Origin of the sequence: Pinirhizobacter sp. (assembly GCF_036499745.1) — a bacterium.
GTDB lineage: Bacteria > Pseudomonadota > Gammaproteobacteria > Xanthomonadales > Rhodanobacteraceae > Pinirhizobacter.
Map to the genome: position 1 here is coordinate 49904 of NZ_DASYDG010000058.1, position 14697 is coordinate 64600.

9 protein-coding genes and 1 pseudogene are annotated in these 14697 nt (G+C 63.5%); 6 read left to right on the plus strand and 4 right to left on the minus strand.

The genetic code is table 11. The features are described from left to right. Positions 1 to 49: 49 nt before the first annotated feature. Entirely contained in the window at positions 50 to 1696 is a 1647-nt protein-coding gene (locus VGM61_RS19045; RefSeq protein WP_331524508.1) for a serine hydrolase, read from the plus strand. Here VGM61_RS19045 and VGM61_RS19050 read toward each other — a convergent pair. Both VGM61_RS19050 and VGM61_RS19055 read right to left on the minus strand, forming a co-directional pair. Beyond that, positions 1690 to 2382, minus strand: coding sequence for a glutathione S-transferase family protein (locus VGM61_RS19050; RefSeq protein ID WP_331524509.1), 693 nt, complete (start codon positions 2380 to 2382; stop codon positions 1690 to 1692). The genes VGM61_RS19045 and VGM61_RS19050 overlap by 7 nt on opposite strands. A 15-nt stretch (positions 2383 to 2397) precedes the next feature. After that, the gene (locus VGM61_RS19055; RefSeq protein ID WP_414694917.1) at positions 2398 to 4959 is read right to left on the minus strand and encodes a glycoside hydrolase family 3 C-terminal domain-containing protein; all 2562 of its coding nucleotides are present in this window, start codon (positions 4957 to 4959) and stop codon (positions 2398 to 2400) included. 120 nt (positions 4960 to 5079) lie between these two features. Between VGM61_RS19055 and VGM61_RS19060 the strand changes: the two genes are divergently transcribed. From VGM61_RS19060 to tadA, 3 genes are all read left to right on the plus strand, one after another. Continuing rightward, entirely contained in the window at positions 5080 to 5781 is a 702-nt protein-coding gene (locus VGM61_RS19060; protein WP_331524510.1) for a glutathione binding-like protein, read from the plus strand. A 154-nt stretch (positions 5782 to 5935) separates the two neighbouring features. Next, positions 5936 to 6661, plus strand: a complete 726-nt coding sequence (gene aqpZ / locus VGM61_RS19065) for an aquaporin Z (protein ID WP_331524511.1) — start codon at positions 5936 to 5938, stop codon at positions 6659 to 6661. Positions 6662 to 6734: 73 nt separating this feature from the next. Next, the gene (gene tadA / locus VGM61_RS19070) at positions 6735 to 7187 is read left to right on the plus strand and encodes a tRNA adenosine(34) deaminase TadA (RefSeq protein ID WP_331524512.1); all 453 of its coding nucleotides are present in this window, start codon (positions 6735 to 6737) and stop codon (positions 7185 to 7187) included. A gap of 10 nt (positions 7188 to 7197) precedes the next feature. Here tadA and VGM61_RS19075 read toward each other — a convergent pair whose 3' ends face one another. Both VGM61_RS19075 and VGM61_RS19080 read right to left on the minus strand, forming a co-directional pair. Continuing rightward, complete coding sequence (locus VGM61_RS19075) at positions 7198 to 8013, minus strand: NAD-dependent protein deacetylase (RefSeq protein ID WP_331524513.1); 816 nt, start codon at positions 8011 to 8013, stop codon at positions 7198 to 7200. Positions 8014 to 8048: 35 nt separating this feature from the next. Further along, positions 8049 to 9971: an LTA synthase family protein gene (locus VGM61_RS19080; protein ID WP_331524514.1), complete on the minus strand. Its 1923-nt coding sequence runs from the start codon at positions 9969 to 9971 to the stop codon at positions 8049 to 8051. Between the two features lie 204 nt (positions 9972 to 10175). Between VGM61_RS19080 and VGM61_RS19085 the strand changes: the two genes are divergently transcribed. Both VGM61_RS19085 and VGM61_RS19090 read left to right on the plus strand, forming a co-directional pair. Then, positions 10176 to 10817 (plus strand): response regulator transcription factor, encoded by a 642-nt coding sequence (locus tag VGM61_RS19085; RefSeq protein ID WP_331524515.1) that lies wholly within the window; start codon positions 10176 to 10178, stop codon positions 10815 to 10817. 337 nt (positions 10818 to 11154) lie between these two features. Next, positions 11155 to 14571, plus strand: a pseudogene (locus VGM61_RS19090) (ESPR-type extended signal peptide-containing protein); the annotation flags it as partial. Positions 14572 to 14697 lie beyond the last annotated feature (126 nt).

The window sequence follows — 14697 nt, forward strand, 5'->3', positions numbered from 1 at the left end:
GGCGGCGCCGAGGCCGATGTCGGCAGCGTCCAAAAGAGGGGGCATCACCATGATCCGTCGATTTGATGCAGGGGCCGCCATGCCAGCCACGGCGGCCGGCAGGTGTGCAGCGATATTCGTGGCGCTGGCCATGCTGGTTCCGTGGTGTGGCGTAGCCAACGCATCTGTGCCGCCGACCCCGGACCCTTCGCTTGAGGCCTTTGCGCACAAGGCCATGCAGACCTTCGATACACCGGGCATGGCGCTGGTAACCGTTGAAGGGGATGCCATCACCACGCATGCCTGGGGCGTTCGCAAGCTGGGCGAAACCGCGGCGGTGGATGCACATACGATCTTTCCGATCGGCTCCAACACCAAGGCATTCACCACCGCCGCGCTGGCGATCCTGGTGGACCAGGGCAAGCTGCGCTGGGATGACCGCGTGGTCGACAAGCTGCCGGGGTTTCGCATGTACGACGCGTATGCGTCGAATGAGATGACGGTCACCGACCTGCTGGTCCATCGCAGTGGCCTGGGCCTGGGCGAAGGCGACATGATGATGTTTCCAACATCCGATCGTTCGCGCGCCGAACTGGTTCATGACATCCGTTATCTCAAGCCCGCGCGTTCCTTCCGCGGCGGCTACGACTATGACAATGTGCTGTACATCGCGGCTGGGGAACTTGTCGAGGCCGTCTCCGGCCAGCGCTGGGAAGACTTCATACAACATCACATCCTTGGCCCGCTGCAGATGCGCGACACGCAAACCAGCATCGATGCGCGCGTCGCCGACCAGGTTTCGCTGCATGGCAAGAACACCACGGCGGTGCGCGGAACGGGCCGGCAGGCGGTGCTCTCGACAGTGATGACCGGCAACGTGTTTGCCCCGGCCGGCGCCCTGCAGACCAGTGCGTCGGACATGGGGCATTGGTTGCAATTGCAGTTGCACGGCGGACGAATTGACAAGGACCGGCGCATCTTCAGTGCCATCTCCGCCGAAGCCTTATGGACGCCGCAAACGCTGATCCCGATTCCCGCGGCGCCCCTTCCGTTGGCGCTGGCGCAGCCGCAATTCGAAGCCTATGCGTTGGGCTTCGAGGTGCAGGACTACCGCGGGCACAGGATCATCACCCACCTGGGAGGTGTGCTTGGCGGGATCTCGGCCGTCGTGATCATCCCGGAAAAGCAGGCTGCCTTTGCGATCATGATCAATTCGGAGGACGAAGGCACGTTGTTCGCCATGCGCGAGCACCTGCTTGATACCTACCTCAGCTTGCCTTCGCCGGACTGGATCGCCAGCTACAAGCAGGTCATCGACCAGCGCAATACAGCTGCCGTCGAGGCGCTCAAGGCGAACAGTGCCGTCACCCATGCCGAGCGGGGCCCCTCACTGCCGCTGTCGGGCTATGCCGGCGTCTATCGCGATCCGTGGTACGGCACCGCGACGATTGGCCAGGGCAAGAATTCCGCGGGTGCGCTGACGATAAGTTTCGATCGCACGCCTGGCCTGCACGGCAAACTTGAGCATGTGCAGTTCGACACCTTCCGTACCCACTGGACGATGCCCGATGTCGAGGATGCGTACGTCACCTTTGCGCTCAACCCGGACGGCAGCATCGACCAGATGTCGATGAAGGCCATTTCGCCGATCGCCGATTTCAGCTGGGACTACCAGGATCTTCATTTCATCCCGGACGCGGCGATGCACTCTCAGTAATTCGAAGGAAAGAGCGCCCGCCGTGACTCTTCATCCAAAGCCTTCTTGAACTCATGTCCTTCACCTACCATGCGTGCCCGTGCGACGGCCGGGCGCGCGTCGATGGCGGTGAACCAGCGCTTGAGATTCGGGTAGTCAGCCAGCGGGTCGTCCTGGCGGTGCATCACGCGTGAGGCGCGGTCAAGCCAGCCCCAGGCGGAGATGTCGGCGATGGTGTAGCCGGGTCCAGCGATGAAATCACGATCGGCCAGGTGGTCGTCAAGTACCTGGTAATGGCGTTCGGCCTCGCGGCGATAGCGGTTACGGGCATAGGTATTGCCGTCGGGCGCGGCGAACTGGAAGTGCACGGCCTGGCCGGAGAAGGGCCCCAAGCCGGTGGCCAGGAACATCAGCCAGGACAACAGTTCACCGCGATCGGAGGCCGAGCCCATGAACTTGCCGGTTTTTTCACCGAGGTAAAGCAAGATTGCCGTGGAATCGAACACCGTGATGGCCATGCCGCCAGGGCCGTCGAGATCCACGATCACCGGCACCTTGCCGTTGGGATTGACCGCGCGGAACGTCGGCGCGTGCTGCTCTCCCTTGCTGGTGTCCACCGGATGCACCTGGTAGGGAAGTCCTGATTCTTCCAGGAACAGGGCGACCTTGGCTGGATTCGGCGTCGGGTGGAAGTAGAAGCGGATCATGCGGGGTGCCTCTTGTTAGAGTGGCAGGCGAGCCTGTCCAGTGATGGTGAAGTCGATCGCGCGCTGGCCTGGGCCTGGCTGTGATCCGCCCACGTACAGCTTGTAGTGGCCGGGACGAACACGGCGCTTGCCGTTTGCGTCGACCAGGCTCAGCGCCCGGGGGGTGATCGACAGATGCACGATACGGCTTTTTCCCGCCGCCATGGCAACGCGCTGGAAGCCGACCAGCGCCCGGCGTGGTGCGTCATGGGCGTCGGGATAGGACAGATAGGCCTGGACCACTTCTTCTCCCTCGCGTTGTCCAGTGTTATGCACGGTCACGCTGACTTCCAGCTGTTGTCCGGCCCGCACGCTCGTTGTCGAAAGCGTGGGCGTGTCGTAAGAAAACCGGGTGTAACTCAGGCCATCGCCAAAAGCGAACAGGGGCTCGCCGGCAAAATATCGGTACGTCCTTCCCTTCATGGCGTAGTTGGTGAACGCGGGGAGATCGCCCACGTCATGATAGAAGGTGACCGGCAGGCGCCCAGCGGGATTGGCGCTGCCTGACAGCGTGCGTGCGATTGCGGTACCGCCTTCCTCGCCGGGGTACCAGGCGACCACGATGGCATCGGCGTGCGCCTTGGCCCAGTTCAGTGCCACTGCGCTGCCGCTCATCAACACCACCACCAGCGGTTTGCCACTGGCCGCAGCAGTTTCAAGCAGGCGTTGCTGCGGGGCGGGTAGTTCAAGATCGGTGCGATCGCCGCCGGCGAAGCCGGGGACGTCGACCTTCAGCTCCTCGCCCTCCAGGCCTGGAGACAAACCCACGAAGGCCACCACGGCGTCGACGCCGTCCATCACGCGCCTTGCCTCAGCCCGTTGCGCATCGGCCGGGGCAATCCATTGCAGGTGGATGCCCTGGTCCTGCCCGTGTTGCCACTCCACGCGCAGGCGCCGCGCGCGCGCGTCCGCGACATGCAGGGTGGTGGTCGCCGCGTCGTCATCGCCCTGGATCTGGGTAAGCAGACGGTCGTCGATATACAGGCGAACCTTGTCGTGCAACAGGCAGTCGTAGCAGCGGTCAACCATCACGCGCAGGGTGTAGTCGCCCGGCCCGGGAGGATGCAGTTCCCCGGACCAGCGCACAGCGTAGCCGTCGGCCGGCAGTCCCTTGGCGGGCGGGGCATGATCCACGTCCAGGTCGATCCTGGCATCGCTGCGCACCATCACCGGCTTTGCCGTGAAATCGCGCGTGGCGAAGTATTCCCCGCGCAGGCCTGGCGTGCCGTTACCGGCTGTGTCGCGCAGTGCCGTGGACGGCACGACCACCGCGACACCCGGCGCAAGCGTCGACCCCTGGGCGTAGCGGACGTTGTCCTTGCCAAACTGCGCCACCAGTCCCGCCAGTGGCGTCACCGGCGCGTATGCCGTGCCGTGGTAATTGGCTTCCAGTACGTCGAGCACATCGGCATGGGGCCCGATGACGGCGATGCGGCTGTTCGCTTTCAATGGAAGCACGCCGTGTTCGTTCTTCAGCAGAACGATGGACTGCAGCGCTGCACGTAACGCGAGTTGGCGGTCGGTTACCCTCTCGGTTGTGCCCGTTTGCCGTGGCAGCACGGGTGGATCGAACATTCCTAAACGAAAGCGTGCGGTGAAAAGTCGTATGACTGCGGTATCGATGGCGTTGACGTCCACCTTGCCCTCGGCCACGGCCTCGCCCAGCGCTGCATAGGCATCGCCGCAGTCAAGATCGGTACCCGCACGCAGGGCGCTGGCAGCGGAGCCGGCATTGTCCGGGCGGTAGTGATGGAAATGAGTCATATCGTCAATGGCATCGCAATCGGATACCACGTAGCCACGGAAGCCCCAGTCCCCGCGCAGACGTTCTCCGAGTAGCCAGGGCAGGGCGCAGACCGGCGTGCCGCCGATGGCGTTGTATGCGCACATGATCGATCCGGCGTGTGCATCCACGATCGCCGCTCGAAACGCGGGGAGATAGGTATCTTCCAGGTCATGCGGCGAGACATTGACATTGAAGCCATGGCGGCCGGTTTCCGGCCCGCTATGGACGGCGAAATGCTTCGGGGTGGCGATCACCGTGGGGTGTAGCCGATCGCTGCCCTGCAGGCCACCGATGAAGCCGCGGGCGAGCGCCGCGGTGAGGGTGGGATCCTCACCATAGGTTTCCTGGCCTCGACCCCAGCGCGGGTCGCGGAAGATGTTGATGTTCGGCGACCAGATCGTCAGCCCGTGGTATCGCGGATGGTCATTGCCCGGACCGATGGCTGCGTAGCGCTCCCGCGCCTGTCGTGCCACCACCCCTCCCACTTCCTGCATCAGCGAAGGGTTCCAGCTCGCGGCAAGGCCGATCGCCTGCGGGAACACCGTAGCTGGCCCGCTGCGGGCAAGTCCGTGCAGCCCTTCGTTCCACCAGTCGTAGGCAGGCACGCCAAGGCGCGCGATGGCCGGTGCCGCGCTCTGCAACTGGGAGATTTTTTCCGGCAACGTCATGCGCGACACCAGCGCGGATGCATGCACACCGGCATTCATCGCCGGTGATGCCACGCAGGCTACCCCCCACACGATGAGTACCATGGCAAAAGCGAGGGCCCTGCACCGCGTACAGGGGTGGAGCGGTAGCGTCACGGCGACTCCCTGGGACCAGCTGATCGACCTAGAATAGCCATTCTCCACCTCGCGCAAAGGGCCTTGCCCATGATCGACCTGTACTACTGGCCCACGCCCAACGGGCACAAAGTCACCATGTTCCTGGAAGAGGCGGCCGTGGATTACCGCATCACGCCGGTGGACATCAGCGCCGGTGACCAGTTCAAACCTGGTTTCCTGGCCTTCTCACCGAACAACCGCATGCCGGCGATCATCGACGATGCACCCGCTGATGGTGGCGAGCCGGTGACGGTGTTCGAGTCCGGCGCGATCCTGGTGTACCTGGCTGGGAAAACCGGGAAGTTTCTTCCGGCGGAACTGCGTGGCCGCAAGACGGTACTTGAGTGGCTGTTCTGGCAGGTGGGGGGACTGGGGCCGATGGCCGGGCAGAACCACCATTTTGGTGGCTACGCGCCCGAACCCATTCCTTACGCGATCGATCGCTACGTCAACGAGACCAATCGTCTTTACGGCGTACTCGACCGCAGGCTGCAGGGCCGTTCATTCATCGCCGGCGATGACTACAGCATTGCCGACATGGCGTGCTACCCATGGATCGTTCCCCACGAGCGCCAAAAGCAGGATCTGAACGACTTCCCGGACCTCAAGCGCTGGTTCGAAGCCGTGGCTGCGCGCCCCGGAACGGTGCGTGCGTTTGCCAGGGCCGAGCCGTATAGCCGTCCCACCGTTACCGACGAAGGCAAGAAGATCCTGTTTGGCCAGACATCCAGGAACCTGCCGTCGGCTTAAGCGTGTGCCGGGGTTGGCAGCCGGAACTGCGTAGGCGATCCCCTACAACTATCGTCACGGTGTCGCCCTTATCCGGGACAGCGTAGATTCCCCGGAGCCTCTTTACCTGGACGGACGGCCGCTGCCGGCCGCCGCCACTCTCGGAGGATTCATCATGGGGATGTCCAAGCGCTTGGGTGCCGAATTCCTCGGCACGTTCTGGTTGACCTTCGGCGGTTGCGGCAGCGCGGTACTGGCTGCGGCGTTCCCGGAACTGGGCATCGGCTTTGCAGGCGTGGCCCTGGCCTTCGGGTTGACAGTGATGACCATGGCGTACGGCGTGGGTGCCATCTCCGGTGGCCACTTCAATCCCGCGGTGACCCTGGGCCTGTGGGCCGGCCGCCGGATTCCCGCCAGCTACATTCTTCCCTACATCGTGGCCCAGGTAGTCGGGGCGGTCGTCGCCGCCGGGGTGCTGTACCTCATCGCCAGTGGCAAACCCGGCTTCGTCATCGGCGGCTTCGCGTCCAACGGCTACGGTGACCTCAGTCCCGGCCACTACAGCCTGCTCGCTTGCCTGTTGGTGGAAGTGGTAGCGACCTTCTTCTTCCTGCTGGTGATCATGGGATCGACCGCGCCGACGGCGCCCGGCGGTTTCGCGCCGATCGCCATTGGTTTCGCCCTGACACTGATCCACCTGATCGCCATCCCGGTCACCAACACGTCGGTGAATCCAGCCCGTAGCACCGGACCTGCCTTGTTCGCCGGTGGCGCCTATGTCGGCCAGCTCTGGCTGTTCTGGCTGGCGCCCATTGTTGGGGGCATGTTGGGTGGGATCGTTGCCCGGCTTCTGGGTGATGCACCGGCGTCAAAGGATAAGCCTAATCTGGCGGCGCCTTAGGGGGTGGTTGCTTCGTTGGAGACGCCCTGGCGCCTCCAACAAAGCAGCCGCCTTAACCCTTTATCATCCCCGCATGCCCAACGATGAAACCTGGATGCGCCGCGCCCTTGCGCTGGCCGAACATGCACGCGACGCCGAAGGCGAAGTCCCCGTGGGCGCCGTGCTGGTACTCAACGACGAAGCAGTAGGCGAGGGCTGGAACCGCAACATCGGCAGCCACGATCCCACCGCCCATGCCGAGATCGAGGCCCTGCGCAGCGCCGGCCGTAAACTCGCCAACTACCGGATTCCCGATTCCACGCTTTACGTCACCCTGGAGCCCTGCGCGATGTGCGCGATGGCCATCGTCCATGCCCGGGTGGCACGGGTGGTCTACGGCGCCACCGATCCGAAGACCGGTGCAGCCGGCAGCGTGTTCGATACCCTGGTGTCTGAGCGCCACAACCATCGCGTGACCGTGGAAGGGGGCCTCATGGCGGAGGAAGCTTCCTCGATGTTGCGCGAGTTCTTTCGCTCAAGGCGATGAATTAAAACCATTAATTCATCAGGAAGGAAAGGCCCTCACCGCAAGGCGCCTGCACTTTCAGACTGAGAAGTTCGTCAGCCCGGGTACGTCCAAGGTTCAGCGCCGCCACGGGAAGTCCCCGCCGTGCCGCCTGCAGCACGATGCGATAGCCGGAATAAACCATCAGCGATGAGCCCACCACCAGCACGGCGTCGGCGGCATCGAGCCCGGCCTGGGCATCGTTTACCCAGGCCTTGGGGATGTTCTCGCCGAAGAACACCACATCGGGTTTGAGCATGCCGCCGCATTGGGGACAGGGCGGGATGGCGAAAGCGTCGAAGTCCAGGCCTTCCAGGTCGGCGTCGCCATCGGGCGCCCGCAGCGCGTCAAGGGAAACCCAATCGGGGTTCAGCGCTTCAAGGTCAGCCTGGAAGCCGTCGCGGCCCATCGAATGCCGGCAAGCCAGGCACCGCACGATGTCCAGACGGCCGTGCAGGTCCACCACGTCGCAGCTGCCCGCCTTCTGGTGCAGGCGGTCGACGTTCTGCGTGACCAGGCGGCTGACCTTGCCGTGTTCTTCCAGCTTCGCCAACGCCCGGTGCGTAGCATTGGGTTCGGCCATGCCGAAGTAGCGCCAGCCCACCAGGCTTCGTGCCCAGTAGCGGCGCCGCGTGGTGTCGTTACCGGTAAAGGCCTGGAAGGTCACTGGTGGTTTTCGCTTCCAGGCGCCGTCCACGTCGCGGTAGTCGGGAATACCCGAATCGGTACTGCACCCGGCGCCAGTGAGTACCAGCAGGCGCGGGTGTCGGTCGATGAAGGCTTCGAGGTGGGCGAAGGGGCGGGTCACGGCTGAAGCATAAATAGGCCTTGACCCGGCCGCTATCAAGGCTTGTGATGCATCCGGCCATCCTTGAACATCGCAGCCGCACCCTGGTAGGCCGCGATGGCGTTCGTGACGTCGTCGGTATCCACCGCTTGCACCGGCGTGGCTTCACCCGTACGGAAATCCGGCTTGACCTGTTCCACGCTCTGCTGGGTAGAGAGCACGGTCATCCGATCGCCGTGGATATAGCCCAGCTTCTGGTAGGTGGAGGGAAATGCCCGTTCCCGGCCCGGTTCAAGCGCCATCAGGTCGTAACCGAAGAAATGGCTGGTATAGCTGAAGTTGAGCAGGCCCAGCAGGGTGGGACCGATGTCGATCTGCGACATCAGGCGGTCTTCGTGGCGCGGTGTGATCCACTTCGGCGCGTAGATCAACAGCGGGATGTGGTAGCGGTTCACCGGGATCGAACTCTTGCCCGCGCTGGCGGCGCAATGGTCGGCGGTGATCACGAATACCGTGTCGTCGAAATAGGGCTTTGCCCGGGCCCGCTTGATGAAGTCGGCGATGGCCCAGTCGTTGTAGCGGAGCGCACCGGTGCGCGTGCCCTGCCTGCCCTGCACCCGCCCTTCGGGAAAGGTAAAGGGCCGGTGGTTCGACGTGGTCATGATATGCAGGAAGAACGGCTTGCCGTCGGCCTGTGCCTTGTCCATCTGCTGCAAGGCCAGGGTGTAGAGGTCTTCGTCGGCCACCCCCCAGACATTCTCGCTATGGATGGTGATGTCCTTGCCGATCGCCGTGCGGTCTACGACGCCGTAGCCGTTGTGGGCGAAGAAGTAGTTCATGTTGTCGAAGTAGCCGTAGCCACCGTAGACGAACTTCGACTCGTAGCCGCGCTCGTTGAAGATGTCGGCCAGGGAATTGAGGTTCTCGTTGCCCTTCTGCTTGACCAGCGAATCGCCAGGGGTCGGCGGCACGCTCAATGCGAGCGCCTCCAGGCCGCGCACCGTGCGCGTGCCGTTGGCATAAAGATTGGTAAAGAACAGGCTTTGCGACGACAGCGCGTCGAGGTTGGGGGAGACATCCCGAGTGCCGCCCAGTGACCGCAGGTATTCGCCCGAAAGGCTCTCCACGCTGATCAGCACGACATTGAGGTGCTTTTCAGGGCCTGCATGGGTGATCTTGCGGGCGATATCGTTCGGATCGTCCGAGACGAACGTGGCATCGGGTGTCTTCAGCTGCTTGCGCAGGGTGGCGGCAACCTCTGCATCGGGAAGGGTCCTGTAGAAATGCGGGTAATCCAGCCGGCTGTTGCGGAAGGCAGCCACGAATTCGTAGATGCCATTGCCCGACAGGGTGTCGACGTAGGCGTTGCCGCTGGTATTTTTTGCCGCCGACGTTACGCCAAAAGATACCGCCACGGTGACAACCAGCCACGCCAGCACCACGAGGCTCCGCGCGCTGAAACGGCTGCCGTCGTCGCGCGGGGCGAGTGTCCGGCGGGTGAGCCATATCAGCACCAATGCCACCACCGCCAGTTCCGTCATCCATCGGACCACGGGATACGATTCGCGGATGTTGCCTATGACCTCGGTGGTATAGATGAGGTAGTCCACGGCGATGAAATTGAAGCGTGTGGCGAATTCACCCCAGAATGTCCATTCGGACAGGGCGATGAACATCAGCGTGTACAGCCACGCGAAGCTGAAGATGAGGGTGAGCCAACGTTGCACCTTCGACAGGTACACCCGCCGCGGCACCAGCCACAGGTAAAGCAGTACCGGCCACGCCAGGTACACGAACACGATGAGGTCGTAGCCAAGGCCCAGGCCGAACACCCGGGGCCAGGATCCGGCGGTTACGTCGGCATGAGCCGCTACCAGCAGCACGATGCGGATGACCAGCTGGATCAGCACGAAACACGCGCCCAGCCAGATCAACGGGCGGAAGCGCTGCCAGAGGGTCCGGCGGTTTTCTTCAGACACCTTGGGAGGCTCCATGGGCATCGGCCCGGATAAACTGTGGAATTCTAGAAAGCGGCGCTTTGTTTTTCCTTTCGAAAACAACCACTGCCCGATACCCGGCTGGGCGTTTTGAGATTGCTTCGCTGGAAGGACCCGGCAATCAGGGTGCAGAATCCCCGTCGCCGACCTGACGCGGCCCACCTGGAATACCCGATCGGGGGAAAAATGGATATCCGGATCATCGTGGCCGATGACCATCCAGTCATCCTGGCTGGCATCAGCGTTGCCATTCGCCAGGCCGGGGTGGGCCAGGTGGTGGGCGAAGCCACTTCGCCCCAGGGCCTGCTCGAACTGCTGGCACACACGCCGTGCGATGTGCTGGTAACGGATTACCGCATGCCGGGGGAGGGTCATCGAGACGGCCTGAGCCTGATCGATGACATCCGCGCGGCGTGGCCGGAACTGCCCATCGTGGTGGTCACCGCGGTGATGAATGCCGCGCTCTACCGGGAGATGATCGATGCCGGGGCGACCGGCCTGGTCGACAAGACCAGCGACGTCAATGAGATTCCGCAGGCCATCCTTGCGGCCCATCGCCGGGACCGTTATCTAAGCAAGAACGTCGATGCGGTGGCTGGCAAGCGGCGCTCCATGGATATCCGGGCGGCGACCCTGGAAGGGCTGTCGCCGCGTGAGCTTCAGATCCTGAAGCTTTTCAGTGAAGGCATGAGCGTCACCGAGATCGCCCGTTCCACCTCGCGCGGGATGTCCACCGTGAGCCAGCAGAAGACCAGCGCCATGCGCAAGCTGGGGCTCACCAGTGACGCCCAGATCTTCGATTATGTGCGTTCCAGACGCTCAGATTGAGAAAAATTCCATTCGTGGGAATGGTTCGTAAGTAATTGAAATAAAATGAAAAATATGGGCCGGCGAGGCATCCTTGCCGGCCCGTTTTCGTGTCTGGGGGAATTTGAGCTTCCTTCCATGTCCCCCGTGGCGCCCCCCGGCGAGGATGCGTTCGCCGACAGGGATTATTGCCCTGCCGGACGCCTTCGCAAGTACGTGGGACAACCTGGCTCGACGGACTCGAACCATCCCACGCGCACCCCCGGCGTCCAGGACGGACTCCCCCTTGTGAATTGCCAGTGCGCCGTGCAGCGCACGACATTCATCGCAATCGGGAATAACCATCATGAACACCATCTATCGCATCGTCTGGAACGTGACCCTCGGCAAGTGGGTCGTTGCCTCCGAACTGGCCAAGGGCCGCAAGAAGAAGTCCTCCCTGAAGACCGCCATGCTTTCGCTCGCCGTGATCGGCGCGATGGCAGGCATCGGCGCGCCCAGCGTTTACGCCGCCGACATCACCATGCCCTCGTGCGTGGCTGGCGAAGATCCGCACGAAACCGGCTGCATGCCAACTTCCAGTGAACAGCTGATGACGCCTTTCTACGTGGCCGGTGACGCTGACGATAAGGGCAACGCCACCAACACCGCCATTGGCCAGGGTGCCGTGGCTGGCACGACGTCCACCACGAATACGTATGCCACGGCCGTGGGCGCCGGTGCCAAGGCCACTGCCACGAGCGCCACCGCGATAGGCAGGGACAGCGTCGCATCGGGTACCTATTCGTTCGCCCTGGGCTGGAAGGCGGCTGCCAGCGGCGACAGCACGACGGCGATGGGCGTTAATGCGCAGGCCACGCAGCGGTACGCAGTGGCGATCGGCAACGACAGTGAAGCGTTCGCCACCGACAGCGTCGCCATCGGTTCGGGCTCGGGTGTCGCCGCCGCAGGCGCGTCGGGTATTGCCCTGGGCAACGATGCGCAGGTCAACGGCTTGAATGGCACGGCCCTGGGCAAGGCAGCTATGGCCGACAGTGCTAACTCGGTGGCCATTGGTTCGAATGCCAAATCGATGGGTCAACATGGCATCGCCATGGGCAGTGGCGCGGTGGCGAACAAGGCGATCAATAGCAATGGCAATGGCGCCGTGGCTATCGGCAATGGTTCTTACGCCGACGCCAGCTCGCTCAATGGAGCCAACCCCAATGGTTCGGTAGCCGTAGGTAGCAATACCGCAGCCTATGCCTCAGGTTCTGTGGCCATCGGTGATGGAGCCAAGGCGTCGGTATCTTCCGTAACGGGTGGCGCTGGCAGCGATGCCAACTTTGGCGTGTCAGTCGGCATGACATCGATCTCCGGTAATGGAGGCGCTGCGGTCGGCTACCAGAGCAACGCCAGTGGCAATTCAGCGACTGCGATGGGCATTCGTGCCACTGCCGCTGCTGCTAACGCCGTTGCGGTGGGCAATAGTGCCAAAGTGGATTCTGCGGCTACCGGTGGTTTGGCATTGGGTGCTTCAAGCAGCGTCAGTGCTACCGCTACCAACTCCGTGGCTCTTGGCGCAGGTAGCTCGGCGACGCAAGCCAATACCGTGTCGGTCGGTACCAGTGCAATCACTCGCAAAGTGGTGAACATGACAGCGGGTGTTGCCCCCACGGATGCGGTGAACGTGAGTCAGCTCACGCCAGTGGTGGATGCGTTGGGCGGCGGCGCGTCGATTGATTCGACCACGGGTGCGATAACGGGCCCGACCTATGTTGTTGGCGGCAACACGTACACCAACGTTGGCGATGCCCTCGGCAACGTCGACGGCCGTGTCACGATCAACGAGGGTGGCATCGTCGACCTGGGCACCCGTGTCACCAAGAACGAGGGTGACATCACCACCATCGACGGCCGTGTGACCAAGAACGAGGGTGATATCACCAACCTCCAGAACAACGTAAGCACGGCGACGCGTTACTTCAAAGCCGAGGGCCTGAACAATGGTAGCGACGATGCGGTCGCATCTGGTTCGCGTGCGGTGGCCATGGGCGCAAGCTCCGATGCAACGAGTGCGCACAGCATTGCGATCGGTTTCGGCGCGCAGGCAAATACCAACGAGGGAACGGTGGCCATCGGCGCGAACAGCAGGGCAAGCGGCGAGAACTCTGTTGCGCTGGGCAGTGATTCGATTGCCGATCGCGACAACGTGGTATCGGTGGGCATGGGACCGTCGATCGGCAACGGTACCCGCCAGATCATCAATGTCACCAACGGCACGGAAAATACCGATGCGGTAAACGTGCAGCAGCTCAAGCCGGCGATCGCGGCACTGGGTGGTGGCGCGACGTTCAATGCCAACGGCACCATCACCGGTCCGCAGTACACCGTGGCCGACCTGGACAACGGTGGCAACAAGGCCGTGAACAACGTGGGCGATGCACTGGGTCAGCTCAATGCCAATACGACCAGCCTAGACGGACGCGTGACGACGAACGAAGGCGACATCATCGACCTGGGCGACCGCATCAACAACGGCTCGGTGGGTCTGGTCCAGCAGTCCGGTGCAAATGCGATCGTGACGGTGGCGGGTGCCGCCGGCGGTACGGTGGTCGACTTCACCGGCACCGAGGGCACGCGTCAGCTCAAGGGCGTGTCCGAAGGTAGCGATGGCACCGATGCGGTGAACGTGTCGCAGCTGCGCAACGAAATCGCCAATGCGAGTGCGGGCGATACGCGCTACTTCAAGGCCGATGGCGCCAACGATGGCAGCGATGACGCGGTCAGCACTGGCAGCCGCTCGGTGGCGATCGGTGCGGGCAGCCAGGCCGTGGCCGACAACGCCGTGGCCCTGGGTGCCGGCTCCGTGGCCGACCGTGCCAACGCCGTCTCGGTTGGCTCGAAGGGCAGTGAGCGCCAGATCATCAACGTGGCGGCGGGCACGGACGACACCGATGCGGTCAACGTGGGCCAGCTGAAGGCCGCCGGTCTGGTGGGTGGCGACGGCAGCACGCTTGACGCCGTGGTTTACGACGCTGGCTCCAACCGTGGTTCGGTCACCTTTGGTGGCCTGGGCGGCACGAAGCTGACCAATGTCATGGCGGGCCTGGTGTCTTCCACCAGCACCGATGCCATCAACGGCAGCCAGCTGTGGATCCTGCAGGACCAGGTGAACAACATCGGCGACCGCGTGACCAACATCGAGAACAACGGTGCGCCCGGTAATGACCCGGTCACCCCGCTGCCGGCGCCGGGTACTGGCGAGGGCGGTCGCGATCCGGCCTTTGCCGCCAATGGCGATGGTGGGCCGGCCTCGGCTACGGGCAAGGACAGCGTTGCGGTGGGTACCGGCGCCTCGGCTTCGGCCGACAACTCGGTGGCCATCGGTGCCGGATCCGTGGCTGATCGTGCCGACACGGTGTCGGTGGGTTCGGTAGGCAACGAGCGCCAGATCTCCAACGTGGCGGCCGGTACGCAGCGTACGGATGCGGCCAACTGGGGCCAGGTGCAGGACGCTCTGGCCACGGCCAACCGCTACACCGACGATCGCTTTGATTCGGTGAACCGTCGCATCGGTGAAGTGCAGCGCCAGGCGAACAAGGGCATCGCCGCCTCCGCGGCGCTGATCAATGTCACGCCGTACATGCCGGGCAAGACGGTGTTGAACGCTGGCGTGGCCAACTACCGCGGTGAGTCCGCGCTGGGTGTGGGTGTATCTCGCTGGAACGACTCCGGCCGTGTGAACTTCAACGCCGGCATGTCGGCCGCCGCGGGTGATACGCCGATCTTCCGCGTGGGCATGGGCGTCGTATTGGGTGACTGATCCGTTACCCGGGGATACACCGCGGCAAGGACGCCGCGGCCCCAAGGATGGGAAACGGTGACGGACCACCACAGCGGGCGCCTTCGGGCGCCCGTT